Genomic DNA, 22,488 nt, shown 5'->3' on the forward strand with positions numbered 1-22,488 from the left:
GCAGAGGGCGCCGGCGCGCATTGGCGCGGGCCGCTCCTTGTTTGAAAGCTGACAGCCGCGAGGCCTGCGCTACATCGTCCAATGGGACTACCCCGCTCAAGAGATCAGGATGCCGCTGTCCACCGGCAGGATCTGCCCGGTGGTCCGGCGCGATGCGTCCGAGGCCAGAAACAGCGCTGCCTGCGCCACGTCCTTGGGCTCGGCCAGGCCCAGCAGATGCGCCTTGCGCTGCGCCTCCAAGTGCGGCTCGGTCTCGAAAAAATGCAGCACCCGGTCGGTGGCCACGGCCCCGGGCACCAGCGTATTGACGCGGATGCCGTCTCCGGCAAACTCCACCGCCATCGAGCGGGTCAGCGCGATGATCCCGCCCTTAGCGGCGGTATAGGCGTCGCGGTTGGGCACCCCCATCGCGCCCGCGATCGAGGCGGTGTTGATGATCGCGCCACCGCCCCGCGCGCGCAGGTGCGGGATGGTGTGCCGCGCCATCGACCATGTGCCGAACAGCTCGACCCGCATGCAGCGCCAGAACTCCGCGTCCGGCGCTTCCGTCAGCGGCCCGTCGGCGCTACTCGAGCCTCCGGCGTTGTTGTAAAGCACGTCGATGCCGCCGAAATGCGCCGCCACCGCGTCGATGACTGGCGGCACATGCTCCGGCGCGTCGAAATCCAGCGAGAAGAACTCCGCCGCCCCGCCGTCGCGCCGGATATGGCCGACGATGGCCGCCCCGCGCGCCGCATCCCGCCCCAGCACCGCCACCTGCGCGCCCTCGGCCGCGAAGAGCCGCGCCGCGCAAGCGCCGATGCCCGAGGTCGCCCCGGTGATGATCGCCACCTTACCGTGCAGTCTTCCCGCCATCACTGTGCTCCTTCCTGCCGGTCGCGCGTCAGTCTGCGCGCCGGAAGGCCGCGCGCATCGTCCGCCCGGACGAGCCCTGCCGCGCGGATAGTCCCGCCGGACGATGCGAGGCGCCAGCGTCCCGGCCAGCATGAGACCAGGGCAAGGGGAGAGACCGAATGGAAACACTGAACCAGATGCTGCGGCGCAATCTCGCGTTGCTGCCGGATCGGACGTTCCTGATTGCCGGCGAGGCGCATATAAGCTACGCCGAATTCGGCGCGCGCACCGCCCGCATGGCGCATGTGCTCGGCGAGGCCGGCGTCGGACCGGGCGACCGTGTCGGGCTTTACCTGCCCTCGACACCGCTGATGGCAGTTGCGTTCTGGGCCTGCCAGCGGCTCGGCGCGGTGCCTGCGCCGCTGACGGCGATGATGCGCCGGTCCGAGATCGCCGGCATCCTCGACCGCAGCGACCTGCGCGCCCTGGTGGCCGATGCCGAAACGGTCGGTGAACTGCCCGACACCACGGACCTTTCCGACTTGCGGCTCCTTGTCTCCGGCGCCGCGCACCCCGGGGCCATCGACCTTGACGCGGCGATGAAGGATGCGTCCGACAGCTTCTCCGATCATGCGCAGGATCTCACCGACAGCTCGGCGCTGTTCTTCTCCTCCGGCACCACCGGCCAGCCCAAGGCCATCGAGCAGACCCATTTCGCCACCGCAAGCTCGTTGCGCGACATGTCGGTGGCCCACGGGTCGCGCTTCGGGGCCGAGACTTATCTTTGCGCCGTGCCGTTATTCACCAACTTCGGGCTGACGGTGACGCTCAACCTCTGCCTCTACACCGGCGGCACCCTGGTGTTGCACGAACGCTGGGACACCGAGCGGGTGCTGACCGACATCGCCCGCTATCAGGCCACCTATTTCGGCGGCACGCCGACGATGTATGTCTACATGGCCGGCGCCTTCGATGCCGCGCGCCACGACCTGTCGTCGCTCAGGGTCTGCACCACCGGCGGCGCCCCGGTGCCGCAACCGATCATCCGCCGCTTCGAGGACCTCTCCGGCGCGCGCGTCAGCCAGGTCTACGGCGCGACCGAGGTCTGCGGACAGGTGGTGATGGAACCAGTCACCGGCCCGCGCCGCGCCGGGGCGGCGGGGCTGCCGGTCGGTGCGGCGCGGGTCACCATCGTCGGCGAGGACGACGCGCCGCTGCCCCAGGGCGAGATCGGCGAAGTGGTGATCGGCGGCGATACGGTGGCGCGAGGCTACGACAAACCGCAGGCGACGGCGGCCAGCTTCACCCCGCGCGGCTGGCTCTCCGGCGATCTCGGGTTTCTCGACGCGGATGGGTTCCTGTTCATCGTCGACCGCAAGAAGGACGTGATCATCACCGGCGGCCACAACATCTATCCGCTGGAGGTGGAAAGCGTGCTCTACCGCCACGGCGGCGTGTCGATCTGCGCCGTGGTGCCCGCGCCCGATGCGGTGAAGGGCGAGATCCCAGTGGCGGTGCTGGTGCCCCTGTCCGGCGCAACGCTGGAGGCCGAGGCGCTGCGCGAACACTGCCGCACGCATCTGGCCGCCTACAAGGTGCCGCGCCGCTTCGAGGTGATCGACGAGATGCCGGTGGAAGCCGCCAAGATCCGCAAGCGCGACTTGGTGGAGGCGCTGCGCGGCGACGGCTTGGATCAGTTCCGGCACCGGGCCCTGACGTAGGCGCCAGGGCCGACCGGCGTTTCTTAGTCCGACAGGTCGGTATAGCCATCGGCCGCGATGATCGGCAGGTGGGTGAAACTCTCGCCGTCTTGCATCCGCATCCAGGCCCCCGCCGCGATCACTCCACCGTCGACCACGAGCATGATGCCGGTGACCCAGCCCGAAAGCCTTTCGGACGCCAGGTAGAGCGCCGCACCGGCAGAATCCTCGCCGCGACCGAAACGGCCCATGGGGAACCAGCTGCGGATATGTGCACGGTTGGCCTCGGGGACGCGGGTATCGGCGGTGACCTGGATGCTGTCGGTGGTCTCGGGCGCGATCTGGTTCACCCGGATGCCGTGATAGCCCAGTTCGACCGAGAGGCTCTTGGTAAACCCGGTGATCGCCGTCTTGAAGGCCGAATACACGGAGGCGCGCGGAATGCCCCGGATCGCCTCGACCGTCGAGAGGTTGATGATCGACCCGCCCTCGCCCGAGGCTTTCATCAGCGGGATCGCCGCCTTGGTCACCCGGAACATGTGTCGCAGGTTTATGTCGTAGAGCGCCTCCCAGTCCTCTTCGGTCGAGTCCTCGAAGCGGGCGAAGATGCGCAGGTAGTCGCCCACGTTGTTGACCAGCACGTCGAGCCGCCCGAAGCGGTCGCGGACCGCGTCGAACACCCGCGCGATATCCTCGGGCCGGCGCACATCGGCCTCGATCACCATGGCCTTGCCAAGCGCCTTCCGGGCTTCGCCGGTGCGGTCGGGGTGGTTGTCGACCACGATCACCTGCATCCCCGCCTCAAGGAAAAGCTCGGCGGTCGCTCGGCCGATGCCCGCCGCGCCGCCGGTGATCAGCGCGACCTTGCCGGTCACGCGCAGCAGGTCGCCGCTCATTGCGCCGCCTCCTTGCGGCCGGTCGCCATCGCCACCACCTCGGCCACCGCGCGGCGCACGTCGCCGCGGGCGAATCCCAACAATGCGACCGCTTCCGGGTCGGGCTCATAGGCGATGGCGTTGCCGCGGCCCTGAACGATGAAGGCATCGGGCAGAACCTTGTGTTCCTTGTCAACGACCTCGACTTGCGTATCCGTGCCGGCCACGTCGAAGAACATCTGGAAAAAATCGCGGTAGCTCAGGCTCTCGTCGCCCACCAGATAGGCCTTGCCCGGCTGACCGCGCAACAGCGCCCCCTCGATGGCCTGCGCCAATGAGCGCACCGACATGTAGTTCGTTCCGCCCGGCGGCGCGGTGGCGGGTAACTCGGCGCGCTGGCCCCGCCCCCATTCCGCCAGGGTCTGGTAGCGCCGCGCCGGCAAGCCGGGCGTCGCGCCGACGATCGACGGCGGGTTGAGCGTGCAGGCCGCGAAGCTCTCGGTCGCCAGCGCCCGCGCGCCCTCATCCGCCAGCTGACGGGCGCGGATATAGGTCGATACACGGGCCAGGTCGGGACGGACCTGATGGTAATAGCTGCCGACCTGCACGAAGCGCCGGACCCCTGCGTCGCGCGCCAGCGCCGCAAAAACCGGCACGCTGTCGGACTGGGTGCGGCGATAGAAGTCCTCCGGGTCCTCGCCAGCGGGCATGTGCCGCGGATCGTTGCCTGCGGCAAAGACCACCGCATCGAACGGCGCCAGATCGGCCTTGGTGAACTCGCCCCGGGTGAAATCGCGGGTCAGGATCGGGAATTGCGCCGCCGGGTGATCGACTTCGGGCGTGTTGCGCGCCGCCAGGGCCACGTCATGGCCGCGCGCCTGCAGATGCAGCGCGGAGTTGATGCCGATCATACCGGTGCCGCCGACGATCAAGATATTCATGGGGTCGTCCTCCTTCGTTTTTCAGGTTGTGGTGCGGCCCGCCGCCGCAGGGTCCGCCAACAGCCGGTCGATCGCGACGCGGGTTTCGGAGTCGAGCCGCCAGCCCGCCGCCCGCGCGTTGGCCTTAACCTGCTCGGGGCGCGTGGCCCCGGCCATCACCGAGGCCACCTGCGGCTCGGACAGAAGCCACGCGAAGGCCAGTTCAAGCAGGGTCCTGCCCCGGTCTTCGGCAAACGTGGCCAAGGCCTCGATCCGCGCCAGACGCTCGGCGGAGAGGCCGTCCTTGAAATACGGCAGGTCGATGAGTCTTCCCTCGCTGGGTAACCGGCTCGCGCGGTACTTGCCGGTGAGCAGCCCGCTCGCCAGCGGGAAGTAAGGCAAGAGGCTCAGGCCGGTGGCCCGCAGGGCCGGCAGCAGCGTCTCTTCGGCGGTCCGGTCCAGAAGGTTGTATTCCGCCTGCGTCGCGGCAAAGCCGCCGATCCGATTGTATCGTGCCACCCAATGGGCTTCGACCAGCTGCCAAGCCGGCAGGTTGGAGCAGCCGATGTAGCGCACCTTGCCCGACCGCACGAGGTCCTCGAGCGCGCGCAGCGTCTCTTCGATCGGGGTGTCGGGATCGGGGAAATGATATTGGTAGAGGTCGATGTGATCGGTACCCAGCCGGCGCAGGCTGTCCTCGACCGCGCGCAGGATGTGGCGGCGCGAGCCGTCGTAGCCGCGCCTGCCGCTGCCGCCCAGCGGCGAGGCGAACTTGGTCGCCAGCACCACCTCGTGACGCCGGCCCTGCAAGGCACGGCCTAGCACCCTCTCTGACCCGCCGTCGGTGCCATAGCTGTCGGCGGAGTCGAAGAGCGTTATCCCGGTATCGAGCGCGGCATGGATTACGTCTTTCGCCGCGGCCTCGTCAAGGCCCGCCACCATGCCGCCGAAGTTGTTGCACCCCAAGCCCACGACCGAGACACGCAAGCCGGTCTGCCCCAGGCATCTGCTCTCCATCTTCGTCCTCCTATCCGGTCCCTGCGCCGGCGTCCTCGGCAATGAAGGCGGCGCCGCGTTCGGCGATCATCACGGTAGTGGCATAGGTGTTGGCGCTGACCACCCGCGGCATGACCGAAGCGTCGATCACCCGCAGCCCATCGACGCCCCGCACCCGCAACTGCGGATCCAGCACCGCGCCGGCGTCGTCGCCCATGCGACAGGTGCCGGCGACGTGGTAATTCGCCATGATCTCGCGCTTTATGGCGGCGCGCAGCGCCTCCGGCGTGTCGGTGTCGGGCCCCGGCGCGATCTCGCGCTCGATGATACCGCCGATCGGTGCAAGGCGCATCATCGCGCGCATTTGACAGGCCGCCTTGACCAGGATGTCGAGATCGCGCGGGTCGGCGAAGACCCCGGCTTCGATCACCGGATCGGCAAAGGGATCGGCGCTGGCAAGCCCCACGCGCCCCCGGCTGAACGGCACCGCCTGGTAGAGCAGCACCGAAAACCCATGCGCGCGCGGCAACATGTCGAGCACGCCGGGACCGCGGCGGATGGTGAGCGCCGGCGCCATGCAGAACTGCATCAGCGTGTCGGGATCGCCCGGGTCGGCCTCGAAGTAGCCGCCGATCGGGAACAGCCCGCTGGCCAGAACCCCGCGCCGCGCCAGCAGATAGGACAGTCCGGCCCGGAGCGCCGCCAGCGGTCTCAGATGCGCATAGGCGCTCAACGGGGCGTCGAGCGCAAACATCATCTTGAACATCGGGTGGTTCTGGTAGTTCTGCCCGACCTCGGGCGCGTCGACGATCACCGGGATGCCCAAAGCGTCCAGCCTCTCGGCATCGCCGATCCCCGAACGCAGCAGCAGCGCCGGGGAATTGATCGCACCGGCCGCGACGATCACCTCACGCCGGCACGACAGATGACGGTCTTGCCCAGCCTGCCGATAGGACACCCCCGTGGCGCGCCCGTCCCGCACCGCAATCCGGGTCACCTGCGCATTCCGGATCACCCGCAGCCCGTCGCGGCGCGCCACGCCTTTGAGGTAGGCTCCAGCGGTCGACACCCGCCGCCCCTTGCGGATCGACAGATCGACGTAGCCGGCCGAAGCGGGCCCGGCGCGGGTGACGTCTTCGCCAAGCGTCAGCCCATGGGCCTCCGCCGACGCGAGAAAGAAATCGCAGACCGGGGCCGTCGCTCGCCCGCGGGTGAGCGTGACCGGCCCCTCCGTCCCGCGCCCGGGTTGCGCGTCGGCCGCAAGCGTCTCGATCTTGCGAAACCACGGGCGCACCTCCTCGGCCGACCAGCCGGTCGTCGCCCAGGCATCGAAGTCCCGGTCCCAGCCGCGCAGGAACATCATGCCGTTGATCGAGGCCGAGCCGCCCATCACCCGGCCCTGCGACATGTACAGCCGTCGCCCGTCCAACGCCGGCTCGGGCGCGGTCTCGAAGTTCCAGTTCAGCGAGGGGTTGGTGCCGGTGGCGAAGTTGGCGCCGGGGATGTGGACCAGCGGATTGCGGTCGGCGCCGCCTGCCTCAATCAGCGCCACCCGGACCCCCGGCATCCGCGACAGCCGCGCCGCCACGACACAGCCCGCCGCGCCGGCGCCGACCACGATGTAATCCACCGCCTGCCCATCCTGTCCGCTTCGCCGCACTGTGCTGCCTTTCGTCCTGCCTGCGCGGACGAGGATGGACTGGGGGCCGCGATGGCGTATCGTCCAAACGGATCATGCCGCCCGGTCCCGGACGGCTATCCTGCGAAGAGCCCGCCGCGCGGGACCTGCGGTGCGCCGCCGCGGAAAACCGGCTATCCAGGGATCACCATCGCGAGGAATACGTCTATGTCTCTGGTTTCAAATGATTACCTTACGACGAGCGACATGCAGGAAAAGTTCGGGGTCACCGCCCGCACCCTGCGGTACTACGAATTCCTCGAGTTGCTCGCGCCGTTGAAGCACAAGCGTCAAAGGTTCTACACGGCGAAGGATCAGGCGCGCATGGCCCTGGTGCGGCGCGGCCGCCAGTTCGGCCTGCGGCTCGAGGAAATTCGGCAATGGCTGCAAATATACGAAGAACAGGGCCAGGAAAGCCAGCTACGGGAATGGCTGCGCATCGCCGAACGGCAGGTTCCGGTTCTCGAACGCGAGCTTGAGGACCGCCGGGACGCGCTGACAGACCTGGTCGCCTCGATGAAGCAGGCCGAGGCCGAGCTGACCTGGCGCAAGAGACAGTCGGCATAGGGCGAGGCTGCCCGGTGCTGCTGCCCGTTCGGCTTGACCCTGTTCACCCCTGCGCGACGGCCTCCGGATCAGGGTAGCCGTCGTCAATCGCTTCGAGTCGGCGCCCTAATCCATCAGCCCCGGCAAGCCCGTTGCGAGGATCGGGAAGGTGCACACAAGGATCAGGACCACGATGGGCGGCAGCAGCCAGGGCACGATGGCGCGGGCGAGGTTCTGAAACGGGATGTCACCGACTTGCGCCACCACGAAAAGCGCCATGCCCATCGGCGGCGTCAGGATCGAGATCATCAGGTTCAGCACCACGATGATACCGAAATGCACCGGGTCGATGCCAAAGCCCATCGCCACCGGAACCAGCGTCGGCACAACAATTAGCAGGATCACCAGCGATTCGACGAAGGCGCCGAGCACGAAGATCATCAGATTGACCGCGATCAGGAACGCCAGCTTGCTGTCGGCAATCGACAGGAACAGCTGGGCGATCTGCTGTGGCGCCTGTTCGCGCGCCAGCACCCAGCCCAGCAAACCAACACCTGCGATGATCGTGGCAATCGCCGAGGCGGTGATAGTGGTTTCATAGATCGCGTCCCAGAGCCTGCGGAAAGTCAGTTCGCGATAGAACAGAAGGTCGATAAGGATCGCATAGAGCACCGTGACCGCCGCCGCCTCGGTCGGTGAAAACCAGCCCGAGAAGATGCCGCCGACAATCACAGCAGGCGTCAGCAGCGCGGGCAGTGATCCAGCCCCCGTTTCACCGAACACTTAAGCGGTTTCGGTTTTGGCCCTGATGAACTCGCGGGGCGAGCGCCATTTCAGGCCGCTGTGTGGGTGGTTCTCGTTATAGTCTTCGATCCAGTCTCCTATCAATGGCAGCACGCGTGTTGCGTCCGGCAAGGGGTTCACGCGGACGTAGTCGCGCTTGAGGGTCTTCACGAACGCCTCTGACATGCCGTTGGATTGCGGGCTCTTGACCGGCGTAAAGCAGGACTTGAGACCAAGCTGCTGGGTGAAGATGCGGGTGTCCTTGGCCGTGTAGGCGCTGCCGTTGTCCGACAGCACCTCGACCTTTTCCGGCGCGCGGTGGGTGCTGAACCTGGTCTAGACGGCTTCGAGCAGCATGTCGCGGACATCGGACCCGCTGATCCCGGCATTTGCCACGGCCCGCCAGGAGATGATCTCGCGGTCGTGGGCGTCGATCAGGAAAGCCAGACGGATTACGTCACCATTCCAGCAGGTGAACTCCAAGCCATCGCTGCACCAGCGTAGGTTCGACCGCATCATGATGACCTTGCCGTCATGACTGCGCTCGGGCCGATCGAACCCGGAGCGCTCCAGCAGCAGGCTGTTTCTGGCCATAATGCGATAGACGCGCTTGTGGTTAACAGGCGGTAAACCCTGCGCGCGCAGTTCCCGGTTCAACAACGCGGTGATCCGGCGATAGCCATAGGTCGGGCGCTTCGCCACCAGCCGCTCGATGCGTGGCAGGACCGCCGCATCTTGGGCTTTGTGATAGCCCCGACGCGGCTTCGTGCTCCCGTTCAGCCGGTCGTGCAGGTTGGAGCGGGACACGCCCAGGGCGGTGGCGACCGCCTTCATCGGGAACCGTCCGGTTTCAGCGACTGCGCAAGCAAGGTCGGTTTTTTTGCCCGCGACTTGTCCAGAGCTTCCTTCAGGATCTCGACTTCCAAGGTCTTGCGCCCGAGCTGGCGCTCGAGCTCCCGGATGCGACTTTCCATCTCGCGGACGGTCCTGTTGCTGGTCACACTGTCGTCTTCGGCCACAGCAATACTTCCCCCTTCCAGCATCAACTTTCGCCAACGATACAGAAGATTGGGCGCCACGCCATTGCGCCGCGCGACAGCGGAAATGCTCTCGCCGTCATACAGGGTCTCCTCGACGATCCGCAGCTTCTCCGTCGCAGGCCAGCGTCGACGGCGGCCGCCATCGGTGATGATTTCAATCTCAGACATATGCACGTGCTTAAGGCTGTCCTTAAGCCTCCTTGGTCAGGCCAAGGTGTCCGGTCGAAATGGGGGCCAGTTCAGGCAGAGACTTGATGAACAACCTACCAATCTCGGGCAGCGGCGTGACCACGTCGCGCGGGTAACCGCGTTTGCGCGCGATCAGGTAAACCATGACCATCAGCGAAAGCGCACAGAGCACTCCGGGGATGATTCCGCCGAGAAACAGCTTGCCGATCGAGGTGTTCGAGATCACGCCATAGAGGACCATGGTGATCGACGGCGGCACCAGCGGGCCGATCATCGACGAGGCGGCGGTGACGGAGCCTGCGAATTCATCGTCGTAGCCTGCGTTGCGCATGGCCTCGATCTCCATCTTGCCCAGGCCCCCCGCATCGGCGATGGCCGAGCCGGACATGCCGGAAAAGAACAGCGAGGCCAGCACGTTGACATGGCCCAGCCCGCCTGTGAACCGACCCACGAGCGCGCGGGCGAAACCGAACAGGTGGTTGGTGATGCCGGCCGAGTTCAGGATCGCGGCGGCGAGGATGAAGAGCGGCACCGCCAGCATAGGAAAGCTGTTCAGCCCGTCCACCATGCGCTGCGATGCAAACGCAAGGCCCAGGCCCGAGTAATAGAAATACCCCATGGACACCATGATCATGGCGATGCCGATCGGCACGTTCAAAAGGACCAGCAGAAGCCAGCCGATGACGACGGAAGCAAGCACCATGGATCAGGACTCCGGTTCGGGGCGCGGCCCGGCCAACGTGCCGTAAAGGCGGCGCAGGATGCGGTGCACGATAAGGATCATGGCAACAAGGGCCGAGGCATAGAGCACCGCGTCGGTTGTAGGCAGCGACACGGATTCGTAGTTCCAGGTGCGCAGCACGGATTTCCACGCGATCCAGATCAGATGCCCGGCAAGGCCGAGGTAGACAAGGTCGGTCAGCACCGAAAGGCCACGCTGCGCGGCCTGAGGCAGAAGTGCGGTCAGAAAACCCATGCGCAGATGCGCGTCGCGCTTTTCGACCGCGCCGATGCCGATCAGCGCCATCCAGACCCAGAGCCAGCGGGCCAGTTCCTCGGTCCAGACCGGGCCGGTCAGGATCGGCGTGCGGCCAAAGACCTGCCACAGGATGATGAAGAACAGCACGATGAAGATCGCGGAGGCGACAACCGCCTCGGTCACGTATTTTCCGAACATCTTGCCCCCCGGTATGAAAAGTGGGGGCCGGTCAGAACCCGGCCCCCGACTGGATCACTTGCCGCGCACGGCTGCGATGGCGCCTTCGCCGAACTCGGCTTCAAGCTCGTCGTAATAGGGCTGCATCGCGTCGCGGAACGGGCCCGTGTCGGGTTCGGTGATGGTCAGCCCGCGTTCCTTGAAGGTTTCGACCAGGTCGGCTTCGGCTTGGAAGGTCAGCTCATCCGAGACGTCGCCGCCCTTTTCGATTGCCTGCTGGACCCAGCCCTTTTCCTCGTCGCTGAGGCTGTCCCAGGTCGAGGTGCCGATCTGGATCGCGCCGGAGGCGACAAAGTGGTTGGTCATAGCGATGTGGCTCTGGACTTCGTAGAACTTCATCGCCTCGATCGTGGGCAGCGGGTTCTCTTCGGCATCGACCTGGTTGGTTTGCAGCGCCAGGTAGACCTCGGCAAATGCCACCGGGGCCGGCACTGCGCCGGTGTTTTCGGCATAGGCGATCAGGAACGGCACGTTGGGCGTGCGCAGGCGCAGACCTTCCATGTCGGCCAATTCGTTGATGGCGCGGTTCGACGTGGTCTGGCGGGTGCCGTAGTACCAGACATCGAGCAGGTGAATGCCCTGCTCTTTCATTTTGCCCGTGATACCCTGGCCCCAGTCGCCCGCGACGATCTCTTCGAGATGCGCGAAATCTTCGACCACATAGGGCGCGCCCACAAGTTTCAGCTCGGGTATGATATAGGACATGTCCGGATAACCGGTCATCACCATGTCCAACTCACCCGCCTGAACCTGCTGCACCATGGCCTTGAAATCGCCAAGCGCCGAGGACGGGAAGATTTGCACGGTCATCTCGCCGCCCGAGAGGCTTTCCAGCTCTTCGGCAAAGGCCTGCGCGCCCTTGTAGACGTTGGAGACCTCGTTGTCCTGCATACCGAAGGTCAGTTCGCGCGCATCGGCGGCTCCGGCGATCAGGGCCATTGCGGCGGCGACCGAAAATAGTTGATGTTTCATCTTTCTTTCCTCCTGAAGATTGTCTGAGAGTTGTTTCTGCCCGGTGGCTCAGCTCGCCCCGGGAAGGGCCAGTCGCTTGCGGTAGGACCGCGCGAGATGTTGGTCCAGCAAGTCGGTCGCCCGCGCCGCATCGCCATCCAGAATCGCCTGGTAGACGGCTCGGTGCTCCTCGAACGTGCGGGCGTCTTCGGCGGTACGGTCGGTGCCGTGGTCCGGGGACAGGGCGCGCAGCTTCAGCACTTCGGACACGAACATTTCGTGAAGCGACAGGACGACCGGGTTTCCCAACACGTCAACAAGGGCTTGGTGAAAGGCGATGTCGGTGGGGCCGAAGTCGGGCGTGCCAATGGCCGCCCGATTACGCTCAAGTGCTACTTTCAACTTGGCGGCCTGCACCCCGGTGGCGCGGTTGGCGGCCTCGCGCGCGGCGCCGGCCTCGATGAACTGGCGCATCTGCTCCAGGTAGGCCCCGGTTTCGGTGTCGCCGAGGATGTGGCGCAGATGCTCGCCCGCGCCGCGCAGAATCGCCATGACCGATGGCTTCGACGCACGCGGACGCTTGCCGTTTCCGGCGCTGACGAACCCCCGGATCTGAAGGCTCATCAGCGCCTCGCGTACGGTTGGCCGGGAGGCGCCGAACCGTTCGCAAAGCTCTCTTTCCGTCGGCAGCGGAGTGTCCGCCACAATTCGGCCCGTGCGGATGTCCTCTGCCAGCGCCTCGGCGATGGAGGAGGCAGTGTGACGGGTGGTGTCAGCATTTTGGTCCACTTTAGGTCCAACCTATCTGATTTACCAAACTTGCCTTCTTGTAAGCTTAAAGGGGGGCATATTGTCAAGCCATGTGGTTTCAGCTTACAATGGCATGGACAAAACAATGTACCACTACCAGACCAAAACTTCAGAAAAAGAGGCCAGATTACATGACTAAGGCGCTTTCGGGAATGTATGCGGCCCTGATGACCGGGCTTGAGGATAACGGGGCGTTTTCGCCCGACCGTCAGCGCGCGCTGACGGCTTACGTGTTCGGGCAGGGGCTGACGGGGCTCTATATTGGCGGCAGCAGTGGCGAATCCGGGGTGCTGGAGCGCGCCGCCCTGACCGAGCAGCAGGCTGTTGTCGCCGATGTCGCCAAGGGCAGCGATCAGATCCTAATCGCCCATGTGGGCCTGCCCGCACTCGCCGATTCGGTGGCGCTGGCGCGTAACGCGGCAAAGCTGGGATACGACGCGCTCTCGGCGCTGCCGCCCCATGCCTATCCGTTCAGCGACGACGAGATCTTCGCCTATTATCAGGCGCTCGCCGCCGCCACCGAACTGCCGCTGATCGTCTACGAGATTCCGCTGCGTACCGGCCGGCCGCTACCGCTGAACCTGCTTGTTCGGCTGCTGGACCTACCCAATGTAGTTGGAATCAAGTTCACCTCGGAAGACCTGTTCAAGCTTTCAATGCTGCGCCGCCGCCGCCCCGAGGCCACGTATTACTTCGGCTTTGACGAGATTTTTGCCGGCGCTGCGACGCTGGGCGTCGATGGCGGCATCGGCACCACATACAACCTTTTCGGCAAGCTCTATCAGGCGCTGTGGCAGGCGGTGAAGGCGGGCGACCTGGCCGAAATGCAGAAATTGCAGGCCATTTCGCAGGAATTTGTCGAGATCCTGGTACAAACCGGCGTGTTGCCCGGCATGAAGTCCGCGCTGCGTCTGATCGGTGTCGAATGCGGCCCGGTGCGCGCTCCGCTCGCGCCACGGTCAGAGAAGGCCGAGGCGCTGCTGCGCCCGTTTCTCGATCGCGCCGACGTAGCCTGCTGGATCGCCCGCTGAGCCGGGTGGCGGACGGCGTGTTTTCGGGATGCCGCCGGGGCCCAGTCAGTCTAGAGTCTGTTCAGGCACCAGAGGCAAGCGATGGGAGGCGGTTCTGAAGGACGATCTGATAGGCTCATTGCAAGCCGCGCTGGCGCAGGACAGCGCCGGGGGCGAATTGCTTTACCGTGCGCTGGCCGAGGCGATCGGCCAGAAGATCACCGACGGCCAACTGCCCCGGGGCGCACGCCTGCCCAGCGAACGCATCCTGGCCGAGGAACTGGGCATCGCCCGCGGCACCGTGCGTCAGGCCATCGACGAGTTGGTCGAGCGCTGCATGTTGGAACGCAAGCGCGGCTCGGGCACCCATGTGGCGCAACGGTTTGAAAAGTCGTTGACCCATCTCACCGGTTTTTCCGAAGAAATGCGCCAACGCGGCATGGTGCCGGGGTTTCGCTGGCTGGGGCGCGAAAAGGGCCTGCCATCCTATGCCGAGGCGGCGGCGCTGGAGATCCCGGCCACCGCGACGGTGCTGCGGCTGCGCCGTTTGCGCAGCGCCGACGACACGCCCATCGCCATCGAGCAGACCGTGGTTCCGGCCGAATTCCTGCCCTCTCCGGACCTGATCGAAGACTCGCTCTATGCCGCGCTGCGCACGCGCAACGCAACGCCCGTGCGCGGCTGGCAACGCATTCGCGCCGACATCATGTCGGCATCGGAAGCGGAATTGATGCAGGCCAGCCCCGGCGCGCCGATGCTGGTGGTGGAACGCCGCTGTCTCATTGCCGACGGCCGCCCGGTGGAACTTACCGAAACCCGTTACAACGGCGCCTATTACGATTTCTCCACCGGGTTGCAGGCCTGAGCTTTCAGCCGTAGCGGCGCAACGCGCTGCCGTCCTGGCCAAAAAGGTGCATGTCGGCGGGATCGAAGCACAGCCCCACCTGTCCCCCCTGCTTGGGCAAAGCCCGCCCTGCGCCCCGCAGGTTCACCACCCGATCGCCCGCAACGGTGACAAAGACACTGGCATCGGCGCCGAGGTATTCCACGTGGCTGACCTGGCCGGTCAACATCCCCTCTTCCGGCGCGCAGAGCGACAGATGTTCAGGGCGGATACCCAGTTCGGCCACCGTGTCGTCATAGCCTCCCGGCACCTCCAGCGATTTGCCGTCCAGCGTCACCCGCACGCCGTCCGCGCCCGACGCGGGCAGCACGTTCATCTTGGGACTGCCGATGAATTGCGCCACGAAGCGGTTGACCGGGCGTTCATAAAGCCGCTGGGGCGTGTCGCATTGCATCAGCCGCCCCTCGGACAGCACCGCGATGCGGTCAGCCAGGGTCATCGCCTCCACCTGATCGTGGGTGACATAGATGATTGTCCCCGCGAGCGTCTCGTGGATGCGCGCGATCTCGAGCCGGGTTTCGGTGCGCAGCGCCGCGTCGAGGTTCGACAGCGGTTCATCAAAGAGAAAGGCCGAGGGCTCGCGCACGATGGCGCGGCCAATGGCGACCCGCTGGCGCTGGCCGCCCGAAAGTGCGGCGGGCTTGCGGTCGAGATAGGGTCCCAGCTGAAGGATGCGCGCGGCTTCGGCGGTGCGGGCTGCGATCTCGTCCTTGGGCATCTTGATGGTTTTCAGCGCAAACTCGATATTCTGGCGCACGGTCATATGCGGGTAGAGCGCGTAGGACTGGAACACCATGGCCATCTGCCGGTCGAAAGGTGGCAGACGGGTGACATCCTTGCCATCGCTGACGATCTGGCCCGAGGTCACGCCTTCTAGCCCGGCGATCAACCGCAACAGCGTGGACTTGCCGCAGCCCGAGGGGCCGACGAAGACCATGAACTCGCCGTCGCGGACTTCGAGGTCGACGCCCTTGATGATATCCACTTCGCCAAAGGATTTGCGCACGTCTTTCAGGTGAATGCTGCCCATTGGGTCCTCTTTTCGATCTCGGGGGACAGGTGCAGAAGCACGCCGTCGCTGATGGTCGCCGTGGCGTTCAGTGTGTCGTCGCAGATGGCAAGGCTAGCGCGGAAGCCCGGGGCGATCCGGCCCAGTTCCGCCTCCAGTCCCAGCGCGCGGGCGGGTGTGGTGGCGGCCATCGCCAGCGCCTGCTGGGGCGACAGGCCAGCGAAACGGATCATGTTGCGCACCGCCTCGTCCATCGCCAGATGCGCGCCGCCCAGCCGTCCGTCCGCATCGGCCAGCCGCCCGCCGCGCAGGGTTACGGTCTTGGCGCCAATCGTGAATTCGGTCGCGGTGCCGCCCAGGGTCAGCATCGCATCGGTCACAAGGCAAAGCCGGTCCCAGCCTGCGACGGCACAGGCCAGGGCAAGATTGGCGGGATGCACATGGATACCGTCGGCAATGATCCCGGCAAGGGGCAACGTGCCGTCCAGCACCGCGCCCACCGGCCCCGGCGCGCGGCCCGCAAGCGGCGGCATGGCGTTGAACAGATGCGTTGCGCCGGTCATTCCCGCCGCAACGGCCCGCTCTACGGTTTCGTAATCCGCCATCGAATGACCGAGGAACACCCGCCACCCGGCTTCGGTCAGCCGGGCTATCGTGTCCGCGTCGCATTCCTCGGGCGCGAGGGTAATCAGGCGGGGGTGATCCGCCGTCGTACAAAGCGCCGCAAGATCTTCGGCGTCCAGCTGCCGGATCGCTCCGGGCGGATGAATGCCCGGCCGCTGGGGCGAGATGAACGGCCCTTCCAGATGCAGCCCGAGCAGGCCGGGCAGACCGGAGCGAACCGCCTCGGATACCGCGGCCATCGCCGTCTGATACCCCAGCCCCGGCGCGGTGATATAGGTCGCCAAAAGATGCGCCGTGCCGCCCTTGGCCGCGCCCTGCACCATGCCGCTCAGCCCGTCGCGATAAGGGCTTTCGTTGAACTGCCGGTCGCCTGCGCCGTTGATCTGGATGTCGATGAAGCCGGGCGCTGCCACGTCGCAGGCGATCCGGGGCAGCCCGTCGAAAGCGCCCCGCGCGCCCAGAGCCTCGATCCGGCCTCCGCGCACCAGCACGGACCTGTCGGGCAGTGGTTCGGCACCGGCTCCGGGAAAAAGCGTCGCGGCTTCGAGGATGAAATCAGGAGCGGTCGGCAAAATACACCTCCTGCCCGCCGGGATGGATGTCTTCGTAGAAGTCGCGCCATTTCAATTCGGCGGCGGCCTCCTGGTCGAGGATCACCGTGGCCTCGGGATGGAATTGCAGGATCGACGCCGGGCAGGACGCCGTGACCGGCCCTTCCAGCGCGGCGGCGACGGCCTCGGCCTTGCCGTTGCCGGTGGCCAGCATCAAGAGCCTGCGAGCTTTCATGATGGTGCCGATCCCCATGGTGATCGCATGGGTCGGCACCTGTTCACCCGCGCCGAAGAACCGCGCATTGGCCTCGATCGTCGAGCGGGCCAGCCGCTTGATCCGGGTGCGCGACGCCAGCGAAGACGACGGTTCGTTGAAGCCCACGTGCCCGTTGGCCCCGATGCCCAGCAATTGCAGGTCGATGCCGCCCGCGGCTTCGATCTGGGCCTCGTAATCGAAGGCCTCGGTCGCCGGGTCGGTGGCATCGCCGCGCGGAAGATGGGTCTGGTCGTGCGGGATATCGACGTGGTCGAACAGCAGCCGGTCCATGGTGGTGCGATAGGATTGCGGGTGATCCCCCGCCAGCCCGATATATTCGTCAAGGTTGAAGGTGTGCAGCCCGGCAAGCGACTGGCCCGTCTCGGCCGCGCGGGCAATCAGCGCGGTATAGACCGGCTCCATCGTGCCGCCGGTGGCCATGCCCAGCACGGCGGCCGGATTGGCGCGGATCGTGGCCAGCAGGCGTTCGGCGGTGGCCCGGGTCGCGGATGCGGTGTCGGGGTGAATGAGAATGGTGGCCATGGTCTATCCTTTCACCGCCCCGGCCAGCATCGAGCGGCCGATCTGGCGGTACATCACAAGTCCCAGAAGCACCGGCGGCGCCGATGCCACGACGATCACCGCGGCGGCCACGCCCCATTGCACGCCACCACCGCCCGCGGAAAAGAAGAACGAGGCCCCGACCGTCATCGGCACCGCATCGCGGGTGGTCAGCATCAGGCCGAACAGGAATTCGTTCCATGCGGTGATGAAACCGAAGACAAAGGTGGTGGCCAGCGCCGGTCGCACCAGCGGCAGGACGAGATGGCTCAGCACGCGGGGGGTGCGGGCACCGTCCATCTCCGCCGCCTCGTCGATGTCGCGCGGGATCTCGGCCACCGCGTTGACCAGCAGCACCAGCGCCAGCGGCAGGTTGACCACCGCCAGGATCAGCCCCAGCCCGATCCGCGTATCGAGAAGCCCCAGCGTCTGATACATCATGTAAAGCGGGATCGCGAAGATGATCAGCGGCATGGCGCGCAGGTTCACCACCAGCGGCAGCAGGATCTCGCGCCCATAGCCGCGCCGCGCGATGGCATAGGCCAGCGGCAGGCAAAGCAGGATCGGCAGGATCGCCCCGATCAGCGATGCGGCGAGCGAGTTCCACAGGTAGGCCCAGATATTCAGCCGGTCCGAGACGGTAAAGACCGTGGCGAAATTCTCCAGCGTGAAGGACGCCGGAACAAGGCTGGGATTGCGGGCGATGTCGGCGGGTGTCTTGACGGCTGTGACCAGTGTCGCGATCACCGGAAAGTTCATCGCAAAGGCCGCGACGGCAAAGACGATCCAGCGCAGCAGGGTCATGTCTTGGCCCTCCGTTTCAGAAGTCGGCCCACCAGCCACAGCGCGCCAAAGGCCACGGCAAAGAGCAGCACCGAGGCCGCCAGCGCCTTGCCGATATCGGCGGCCTTGAAGAACGCGGTATAGATATAGATCGACAGCGAGGTGCTGGATCCACCCGCGCCCGACCCGATCAGCACGTAGATGTTGTCGAACACCCGAAAGCCGTCGATGAAGCGGATGCCGAAGGCCACGACCAGCGTCGGCAAGAGCATCGGCAGTTCGATATGGGTGAAGAGCCGCCAGCCGCGGGTACCATCGACCTGCGCCGCTTCGCGGATATCGCCGGGAATGGCGGTATAGGCGGTATAGAACAGCAAAAGCGTGAACGGCGTCCATTGCAGCGTCTCGATCACCACCAGCGTGGTAAAGGCTGATTTCGGGCTCAGGAAGCTGGGGCTGAGGCGGAACCATTCGTAGAGGTAATAGGGCAAGGGGCCGACGAATTCGTGCAGCACCAGCCGGTACATCAGGCCCATCAGCGAGGGCGCGATGATCATCGGCATCATCAGCACCGCCATCAGCCAGAACCGTTTCTGGATCAGCGGCGCGAGGAACACGGCGAGAAACAGGCCAAGCGCGGTTTCCAGCGCCGCGGTCAACAGCCCGAAACGGGTGGAAAAGCTGACCGCGCTCCAGAACTCGTCATCGGCCAGAACCGCACGGTAATTGCCGAAGCCAGACAGTTCCGGCGCACGCAGATTCTCGAAACTGACGGTCGAAACCGAATAGATCAGGTCCAGCACAGCCGGAAAGCCCAGCATGGCCAGCAGAAAGATCACCACCGGCGCGGCGAGGATGCGGTTTTCCCTAGTCGGTGTCTCGATCACGGCGGTCTCTCCGTTTGGTGTGGATCGCGGCCCCGGCGGGGCCGCGACAGGTCAGGCGGTTATTTCAGAAGGTCGGCCATGCCGGTCTCGGCTTCGCTCAGCGCCTCGTCGAGGCTTTGCACGTCGCCCCAGTAGCCGGTGAAGGCCTTGGCTTGCAGCTCATAGACCGTCAGCGCCGATCCGGAGGTCGCACCGTTCATCACGTAGCCGTACTGCGAGGCATAGCTGCCCAGCGGCACCAGGTCGGGCCGTGCGTCGGCAACTGCGTCAAGCGCCGCGCCACTCAGGCCGGGCGCACCGCCCGCTGTCGCGTAAGCTTGCATCGCTTCCGGCGTGGCCAGCCATTGCAGGAAGGCTTCGGCGCCCGCCTTGTTGGGCGCGGCCTTGTTGATGCCAAGGCCCAGACCGTGGACATGGGTGAACCTTCCCTCGGGGCCGCTGGGCGGTGCCACCGTCTTGGTCACATCGGCCACGACCGGATTGGTTTCCGCGTTCATAAGATCGCCTGCAGCCGCGTTCCACTGCACCATGGTCGCCACCCGGCCCGAGCCGAAGGCGGCGTTGGCCTCGGCGTATTCATACGACAGCGAGTCGCGCGGCGTGGCACCGGCGTCCAGCAGCATCCGGTACATCTCAAGCCCCGTGCGATAGGCGTCGCTGTCCACGGTGATATTGCCATCCGCATCCATCCAGTCGGCCCCGTAGGCGCGCGGCAACGACTGGAAGATCATCATGTTGAAGAGCAGGTTCTTCATCTGCAGGACGGTGCCGTAGCGCGTCGGGCTGTCGGGGTTGACGGCCTCGGTGAAATAAAGCGCGGTCGCGGCCCAGTCTTCCCAGGTCCAGTCATCCGGCGCCTTGGGCTCCAGCGCGGTGCCCAGATATTCCTGCGCGATTTCCGCGTAGCGCGCCTTGGCGGCATCGTCTGACAGAAGCTCGGCGATCAGGTCGTCGCGGTAATACATGAAATGCAGCGACAGATCGGTCGGCACGCCGTATTGCTGGCCCTCGAACTGCATGGTCGACAGCACCGCCTCGCCAAACACATCTGTCGCATCCGCGCCAAGGTCGATCGGCTCCATGAAAGGTGCGTAGCGGCCGATGGAATAGGTGGCGATCAGGTTGACGTCGAAGGCATCGGTTCCGGCGGCAAGATCCGCGGCCAGCTTGTCGAAGAACCCGTCGCGCGAAAAGAACAACAGGTCTACCTTGTTGTCGTCCGCAACGTCCGATTTGGCGTTATAGGCTTCGGCGGCGGCGCGTAGCGCGGTCTCCTCCGGTCCGCCGGGCCAGCCCAGCACCGTGACCTCGGCCGATGCGGTCAGCCCGGTCAGGGTCAGGGCGCCGCTCATCGCCGCCCCCAGCAGATATTTTCCCCACAAGGTCTTACAAGTCATGACAATCTCCTCCGTTGTCGCCTGGTTCGTCAGTCAGTTTCCAGATCGGCCAGCGCCGCGGCGCCCATGATCCCGGCCTCGGCGCCCAATTGCGCCGGCACGAGGCAGGGCTGGGCGTAGTCCGGAAGGGCCGCGCATTTCTCTTCGATCCGCGAAAGATACCCCGGCGCCATTCCGATGCCGCCGCCCAGCACGATCACATCGGGATCGAGCGTAACCTGAATATTGCTCATCAGCCCCGCCATGCGGGTCGCAGATTGATCGACGATCGCCTCGGCCCAGAGGGCACCCCCGGCAGCGGCGTCAAAGACGGTGCGGGCATCGGCGCCCGGCCCCGCGCCTGCACGCGCCGCCTCGGCGGCCATCCAGCGGCCCGAGACGCGATCCTCGAAAATGCCCGGGCCCAGCCGGTCGGTGATACCGAAATGCCCGGCAATGCCGCCGCGCCCGGCCAGAAGCCGCCCGCCCAGCACGATGCCGCCGCCCACGCCGGTCGAAACGGTGAGGAACACCATGTCCTTGCCTGCGCCCGCGCCGTGACGGTACTCGGCCCATGCCGCCGCCTGCGCGTCATTCACCGCCAGTCCCGGCAGGCCGAAACGGCTTTCCAGCCGTGCGACCAGTGGAAAGCCCCGTGGCACGTCGAGCGTCGCCGCGTTCAGCGCCGACCAGGCGCCATCCTTGATCCGCCCGGTCACCGCAGCCGCCACGCGATTGGCTGAATCGCGCATGTCCCCGGCCAGATCCGCCGCGCCGGACACCCAGTCGTCGGGCGTGGCGCCGACCCTGGTCGGCGCGACCCGCCGTTCCAGGATCGAGCCGTCTTCGATCAGCGCCACCATGGTCTTGGTGCCGCCGATATCAATGCTCAGCACTTTGCCGCGATGCGCTTCGCTCATGTCCCCGCGGCCCCTGATACGGCATCGGCGAACCAGCCGGTCGCAATTTCGGTGCGCGTCAACGCCGTTCCGACCACCACAGCATCGGCGCCACAGGTGATCGCACGGGCGACCTGTTCGGGCGTGTAATAGCGGCCTTCCGCAATGGTGAATGCACCGAGACGCGAGATCTTGGTCACAAGGTCGAAATCCGGCGCGTTTGGTATTGTTTCGCCAGTATAGCCGGACATCGTACTGCCCAGGACCTCGGCCCCTGCGGCATGTGCCGCGCGGGCGTCGGCCTGCGTGGCGCAATCCGCCATGGCGATGCATCCGGCGGCATGGATCGCGGCGATCAGCTCGGCCACCGGCACCGGGCGCGGCCGGTCGGTGGCGTCAATGGCGATGATGTCGGCCCCGGCTCCGGCCAGCGCGGCAATGTCTTCGAGGTAGGGCGTGATCCGCACCGGCGAACCGTCAAGATCACGCTTGATCAACCCGATCACCGGCGCGGCGCCAAGCGCCCGAAACGCACGAATGTTTGCGATGCCTTCCAGCCGCACGCCTGCCGCGCCCCCGGCGTGCGCCGCCTGCGCGGTGGCCGCGACGATGTCGGGTCTGTCCATCGGCCCGCCCGGAACGGGCTGGCAGGACACGATCAGCCGTCGGCTCAAGATGTTCAGTCGATCCAGTGTCACGCGAATCCTCCAGTTAAACTGTGTGTACCATTAATGATCCAATTTTACAATTGTCTATTATTGGTTTATCTAGTGGATCGGGTCCGTTGCATCAACGCCAGAGGGCCGTGTTTGTCGTCGCTATCGCTCGGCGATCATGCAGCCACCGGGAACAGTTTGGCGATGAAGGCGATCTCGTTGATCACCCCAGTCTCACAAGTCTCGAATTGGCCATTTCGAATGGTGCGGAAGGATTCGATACCGGCGAGCGCGGCCTAGGCTCCGGCCAGCGTCTGGAACCCCGCATGGGACGCAATCGCTGCTTTAGCGCGGCATGATCACTCTCGATCCGATTGTTAAAATACTTGCGGTCAATCTGGCGGATAGCCATTTTCAGGCCCGAGCCGACTGTT

At 65.7% G+C, this 22,488-nt stretch carries 23 protein-coding genes and 1 pseudogene; 4 read left to right on the forward strand and 20 right to left on the reverse strand.

The window, feature by feature from the left end; all coding sequences use genetic code 11:
- Positions 1-96: 96 nt before the first annotated feature.
- A complete protein-coding gene (locus VOI27_RS04015; RefSeq protein ID WP_323764012.1) occupies positions 97-855 on the reverse strand; it encodes an SDR family NAD(P)-dependent oxidoreductase in 759 nt (252 codons plus the stop codon).
- 158 nt (positions 856-1,013) lie between these two features.
- Here VOI27_RS04015 and VOI27_RS04020 point away from each other — a divergent pair, with 158 nt between their 5' ends.
- Complete coding sequence (locus tag VOI27_RS04020) at positions 1,014-2,555, forward strand: class I adenylate-forming enzyme family protein (protein ID WP_323764013.1); 1,542 nt, start codon at positions 1,014-1,016, stop codon at positions 2,553-2,555.
- Positions 2,556-2,578: 23 nt separating this feature from the next.
- Here VOI27_RS04020 and VOI27_RS04025 read toward each other — a convergent pair whose 3' ends face one another.
- Genes VOI27_RS04025 through VOI27_RS04040 form a run of 4 tightly spaced genes read right to left on the reverse strand, consistent with a single transcriptional unit; the run spans position 2,579 to position 6,955 of the window.
- A complete protein-coding gene (locus VOI27_RS04025) occupies positions 2,579-3,430 on the reverse strand; it encodes an SDR family NAD(P)-dependent oxidoreductase (protein WP_323764014.1) in 852 nt (283 codons plus the stop codon).
- Complete coding sequence (locus VOI27_RS04030) at positions 3,427-4,350, reverse strand: NAD-dependent epimerase/dehydratase family protein (RefSeq protein WP_323764015.1); 924 nt, start codon at positions 4,348-4,350, stop codon at positions 3,427-3,429. Before VOI27_RS04030 ends, VOI27_RS04025 begins: the two co-directional genes overlap by 4 nt.
- Before the next feature lie 21 nt (positions 4,351-4,371).
- Positions 4,372-5,346 (reverse strand): aldo/keto reductase, encoded by a 975-nt coding sequence (locus VOI27_RS04035; RefSeq protein WP_323764016.1) that lies wholly within the window; start codon positions 5,344-5,346, stop codon positions 4,372-4,374.
- Between the two features lie 10 nt (positions 5,347-5,356).
- Positions 5,357-6,955 carry a GMC family oxidoreductase gene (locus VOI27_RS04040; RefSeq protein WP_323764017.1) on the reverse strand — a complete coding sequence of 533 codons (1,599 nt, stop codon included), beginning with the start codon at positions 6,953-6,955 and terminating at the stop codon, positions 5,357-5,359.
- A 255-nt stretch (positions 6,956-7,210) separates the two neighbouring features.
- On the opposite strand from VOI27_RS04040, the gene VOI27_RS04045 reads away from it, so the two are divergent.
- Entirely contained in the window at positions 7,211-7,570 is a 360-nt protein-coding gene (locus VOI27_RS04045) for a MerR family transcriptional regulator (protein ID WP_323764018.1), read from the forward strand.
- A gap of 105 nt (positions 7,571-7,675) precedes the next feature.
- Here VOI27_RS04045 and VOI27_RS04050 read toward each other — a convergent pair whose 3' ends face one another.
- The 6 genes and pseudogenes from VOI27_RS04050 to VOI27_RS04075 form a co-directional block, all read right to left on the reverse strand.
- Entirely contained in the window at positions 7,676-8,332 is a 657-nt protein-coding gene (locus VOI27_RS04050; protein ID WP_323764019.1) for a TRAP transporter large permease, read from the reverse strand.
- A pseudogene (locus VOI27_RS04055) lies at positions 8,333-9,540 on the reverse strand (IS3 family transposase).
- A gap of 22 nt (positions 9,541-9,562) precedes the next feature.
- Positions 9,563-10,264 carry a TRAP transporter large permease gene (locus tag VOI27_RS04060; RefSeq protein WP_323764020.1) on the reverse strand — a complete coding sequence of 234 codons (702 nt, stop codon included), beginning with the start codon at positions 10,262-10,264 and terminating at the stop codon, positions 9,563-9,565.
- Positions 10,265-10,267: 3 nt separating this feature from the next.
- The gene (locus tag VOI27_RS04065) at positions 10,268-10,738 is read right to left on the reverse strand and encodes a TRAP transporter small permease (RefSeq protein WP_323764021.1); all 471 of its coding nucleotides are present in this window, start codon (positions 10,736-10,738) and stop codon (positions 10,268-10,270) included.
- Between the two features lie 54 nt (positions 10,739-10,792).
- Entirely contained in the window at positions 10,793-11,749 is a 957-nt protein-coding gene (locus VOI27_RS04070) for a sialic acid TRAP transporter substrate-binding protein SiaP (RefSeq protein WP_323764022.1), read from the reverse strand.
- 48 nt (positions 11,750-11,797) lie between these two features.
- Complete coding sequence (locus tag VOI27_RS04075) at positions 11,798-12,517, reverse strand: FadR/GntR family transcriptional regulator (protein WP_323764023.1); 720 nt, start codon at positions 12,515-12,517, stop codon at positions 11,798-11,800.
- Positions 12,518-12,669: 152 nt separating this feature from the next.
- Here VOI27_RS04075 and VOI27_RS04080 point away from each other — a divergent pair, with 152 nt between their 5' ends.
- Positions 12,670-13,569: a dihydrodipicolinate synthase family protein gene (locus tag VOI27_RS04080; RefSeq protein ID WP_323764024.1), complete on the forward strand. Its 900-nt coding sequence runs from the start codon at positions 12,670-12,672 to the stop codon at positions 13,567-13,569.
- A 118-nt stretch (positions 13,570-13,687) separates the two neighbouring features.
- Positions 13,688-14,413: a GntR family transcriptional regulator gene (locus VOI27_RS04085; RefSeq protein WP_323764025.1), complete on the forward strand. Its 726-nt coding sequence runs from the start codon at positions 13,688-13,690 to the stop codon at positions 14,411-14,413.
- Positions 14,414-14,417: 4 nt separating this feature from the next.
- On the opposite strand, the gene VOI27_RS04090 is transcribed toward VOI27_RS04085, so the two are convergent.
- The 9 genes from VOI27_RS04090 to VOI27_RS23140 all read right to left on the reverse strand — a co-directional run bounded on the left by VOI27_RS04090 (position 14,418) and on the right by VOI27_RS23140 (position 22,466).
- Positions 14,418-15,482 (reverse strand): ABC transporter ATP-binding protein, encoded by a 1,065-nt coding sequence (locus VOI27_RS04090; RefSeq protein ID WP_323764026.1) that lies wholly within the window; start codon positions 15,480-15,482, stop codon positions 14,418-14,420.
- Positions 15,464-16,657, reverse strand: a complete 1,194-nt coding sequence (gene nagA, locus VOI27_RS04095) for an N-acetylglucosamine-6-phosphate deacetylase (protein ID WP_323764027.1) — start codon at positions 16,655-16,657, stop codon at positions 15,464-15,466. The genes VOI27_RS04090 and nagA overlap by 19 nt, the downstream gene beginning before the upstream one ends.
- Entirely contained in the window at positions 16,641-17,435 is a 795-nt protein-coding gene (gene nagB / locus VOI27_RS04100) for a glucosamine-6-phosphate deaminase (RefSeq protein WP_323764028.1), read from the reverse strand. The genes nagA and nagB overlap by 17 nt, the downstream gene beginning before the upstream one ends.
- A 3-nt stretch (positions 17,436-17,438) precedes the next feature.
- The gene (locus VOI27_RS04105) at positions 17,439-18,257 is read right to left on the reverse strand and encodes a carbohydrate ABC transporter permease (RefSeq protein ID WP_323764029.1); all 819 of its coding nucleotides are present in this window, start codon (positions 18,255-18,257) and stop codon (positions 17,439-17,441) included.
- Positions 18,254-19,123 carry a sugar ABC transporter permease gene (locus VOI27_RS04110; RefSeq protein WP_323764030.1) on the reverse strand — a complete coding sequence of 290 codons (870 nt, stop codon included), beginning with the start codon at positions 19,121-19,123 and terminating at the stop codon, positions 18,254-18,256. Before VOI27_RS04110 ends, VOI27_RS04105 begins: the two co-directional genes overlap by 4 nt.
- A 59-nt stretch (positions 19,124-19,182) precedes the next feature.
- Positions 19,183-20,520: an ABC transporter substrate-binding protein gene (locus tag VOI27_RS04115; RefSeq protein ID WP_323764031.1), complete on the reverse strand. Its 1,338-nt coding sequence runs from the start codon at positions 20,518-20,520 to the stop codon at positions 19,183-19,185.
- A 29-nt stretch (positions 20,521-20,549) separates the two neighbouring features.
- Entirely contained in the window at positions 20,550-21,419 is an 870-nt protein-coding gene (locus VOI27_RS04120; protein ID WP_323764032.1) for an ROK family protein, read from the reverse strand.
- Positions 21,416-22,096 (reverse strand): putative N-acetylmannosamine-6-phosphate 2-epimerase, encoded by a 681-nt coding sequence (locus VOI27_RS04125; RefSeq protein ID WP_323764033.1) that lies wholly within the window; start codon positions 22,094-22,096, stop codon positions 21,416-21,418. The genes VOI27_RS04120 and VOI27_RS04125 overlap by 4 nt, the downstream gene beginning before the upstream one ends.
- 181 nt (positions 22,097-22,277) lie before the next feature.
- Positions 22,278-22,466, reverse strand: a complete 189-nt coding sequence (locus tag VOI27_RS23140) for a DDE-type integrase/transposase/recombinase (protein ID WP_416374641.1) — start codon at positions 22,464-22,466, stop codon at positions 22,278-22,280.
- Between the last annotated feature and the right edge of the window lie 22 nt (positions 22,467-22,488).

This window comes from Marinovum sp. (assembly GCF_034669705.1).
In the GTDB taxonomy this organism is placed as follows: domain Bacteria; phylum Pseudomonadota; class Alphaproteobacteria; order Rhodobacterales; family Rhodobacteraceae; genus Marinovum.

Excerpts from the sequence above, each read along its gene's own strand:
- VOI27_RS04020 (WP_323764013.1), top strand. The coding sequence starts at position 1,014 with ATGGAAACACTGAACCAGATGCTGCGGCGCAATCTCGCGTTGCTGCCG.
- VOI27_RS04045 (WP_323764018.1), top strand. The coding sequence starts at position 7,211 with ATGCAGGAAAAGTTCGGGGTCACCGCCCGCACCCTGCGGTACTACGAA.
- VOI27_RS04030 (WP_323764015.1), bottom strand. The coding sequence starts at position 4,350 with ATGAATATCTTGATCGTCGGCGGCACCGGTATGATCGGCATCAACTCC.
- VOI27_RS04090 (WP_323764026.1), bottom strand. The coding sequence starts at position 15,482 with ATGGGCAGCATTCACCTGAAAGACGTGCGCAAATCCTTTGGCGAAGTG.
- VOI27_RS04060 (WP_323764020.1), bottom strand. The coding sequence starts at position 10,264 with ATGGTGCTTGCTTCCGTCGTCATCGGCTGGCTTCTGCTGGTCCTTTTG.
- VOI27_RS04070 (WP_323764022.1), bottom strand. The coding sequence starts at position 11,749 with ATGAAACATCAACTATTTTCGGTCGCCGCCGCAATGGCCCTGATCGCC.
- nagB (WP_323764028.1), bottom strand. The coding sequence starts at position 17,435 with ATGGCCACCATTCTCATTCACCCCGACACCGCATCCGCGACCCGGGCC.
- VOI27_RS04115 (WP_323764031.1), bottom strand. The coding sequence starts at position 20,520 with ATGACTTGTAAGACCTTGTGGGGAAAATATCTGCTGGGGGCGGCGATG.
- VOI27_RS23140 (WP_416374641.1), bottom strand. The coding sequence starts at position 22,466 with ATGGCTATCCGCCAGATTGACCGCAAGTATTTTAACAATCGGATCGAG.
- VOI27_RS04015 (WP_323764012.1), bottom strand. The coding sequence starts at position 855 with ATGGCGGGAAGACTGCACGGTAAGGTGGCGATCATCACCGGGGCGACC.
- VOI27_RS04080 (WP_323764024.1), top strand. The coding sequence starts at position 12,670 with ATGACTAAGGCGCTTTCGGGAATGTATGCGGCCCTGATGACCGGGCTT.
- VOI27_RS04105 (WP_323764029.1), bottom strand. The coding sequence starts at position 18,257 with ATGACCCTGCTGCGCTGGATCGTCTTTGCCGTCGCGGCCTTTGCGATG.
- VOI27_RS04035 (WP_323764016.1), bottom strand. The coding sequence starts at position 5,346 with ATGGAGAGCAGATGCCTGGGGCAGACCGGCTTGCGTGTCTCGGTCGTG.
- VOI27_RS04120 (WP_323764032.1), bottom strand. The coding sequence starts at position 21,419 with ATGAGCGAAGCGCATCGCGGCAAAGTGCTGAGCATTGATATCGGCGGC.
- VOI27_RS04065 (WP_323764021.1), bottom strand. The coding sequence starts at position 10,738 with ATGTTCGGAAAATACGTGACCGAGGCGGTTGTCGCCTCCGCGATCTTC.
- VOI27_RS04025 (WP_323764014.1), bottom strand. The coding sequence starts at position 3,430 with ATGAGCGGCGACCTGCTGCGCGTGACCGGCAAGGTCGCGCTGATCACC.